Here is a 1,015-nt window from a genome sequence, read left to right on the forward strand (position 1 = left end):
GACCGAGAAGGTGGCCGCGACCAGCCAGAAGCTCGGCCAGGCGATGTACGCCCAGACCCAGACCCAGACCCAGACGCAGGCCGGTGGCGACGGCGCGGGCGCCCACGAGGCGAAGGAGGAGGCCGGCGAGGACGTCGTCGACGCCGAGATCGTCGACGACGACAAGTCCCAGGGAGGCACCCGATGACCTCGCACGAAGTCGCCCGCTCCGAGATACGCAGGCTCCGCGCGCAGCTCGCGGAGCGGACTGCGGATCTCCAACGCGTCAAGGCCGAATACGACAACTACCGCAAGCGGGTGCATCGTGACCGGCTGGCCGTCCGCGAGATCGCCGTGGCCAATGTGCTCGCCCGGCTCCTGCCGGTCATGGACGCGATCGAGCAGGCCCGGGAGCACGGCGAGGTCAGCGGCGGGTTCGCCGTCGTCGCGGAGGAGCTGGAAGCACAACTGGGCGCGCTCGGGCTGGAGTCCATCGGCAAGGCCGGCAACCCCTTCGATCCCGTGGTCCATGACGCGCTGTCGTACACCAGCTCGGACGAGGTCGGCCGGGCCACCTGCACGGCGGTACTGCGGTCGGGCTACCGGGTCGGCGGTCACGTCCTCCGCCCGGCCGAGGTGGCGGTCGCCGGTCCGCCGGCCCTCGACAGTCCGCGCTCGCGGCAGCATGCAGGATAGGACCATGAGCGTAGTCAAGATCAATAAGTCAGGCTACGCACATAAGCTTGTGGACGACCCCCGGCCAGCGCTGCACCGATATCGCTTCTCACTCGCTGCCGTGCTCCGCCCACCATTCAGCCAAGGGCACGGACTCGGCAAGCGCCCGCAGCGCTCGCGCTGGGCCATCGGGGACGACTGCGAGTCGTCTTCACGCCGTTTCGACTGGCGGATGTAGGAGACTGCACGCGCATGGTCGAGATCAGGGCGCCATCCCGGCGCCCGTTTGGCGAGAGGTGTCATGTGCCTAAGGGTTGTCCCGTAAGTAATCTTGATGTGGGATGATCTTGGGTGTGGCTGG

General features: G+C 68.2%; 2 protein-coding genes. Both read left to right on the plus strand.

Annotated elements, in window-relative coordinates:
• A partial coding sequence (locus NGB36_RS33020; RefSeq protein ID WP_255924347.1) for a hypothetical protein occupies positions 1-187 on the plus strand: 187 nt, incomplete at its 5' end.
• On the plus strand, positions 184-675 hold the full coding sequence (grpE, locus tag NGB36_RS33025; protein WP_255924348.1) for a nucleotide exchange factor GrpE: 492 nt from the start codon (positions 184-186) through the stop codon (positions 673-675). The genes NGB36_RS33020 and grpE, both read left to right, overlap by 4 nt.
• Positions 676-1,015 lie beyond the last annotated feature (340 nt).

The sequence above is a fragment of the Streptomyces humicola genome (assembly GCF_024436035.1).
In the GTDB taxonomy this organism is placed as follows: domain Bacteria; phylum Actinomycetota; class Actinomycetes; order Streptomycetales; family Streptomycetaceae; genus Streptantibioticus_B; species Streptantibioticus_B humicola.

Coding starts and splice junctions, on each gene's coding strand:
- grpE (WP_255924348.1), top strand. CDS start 184: ATGACCTCGCACGAAGTCGCCCGCTCCGAGATACGCAGGCTCCGCGCG.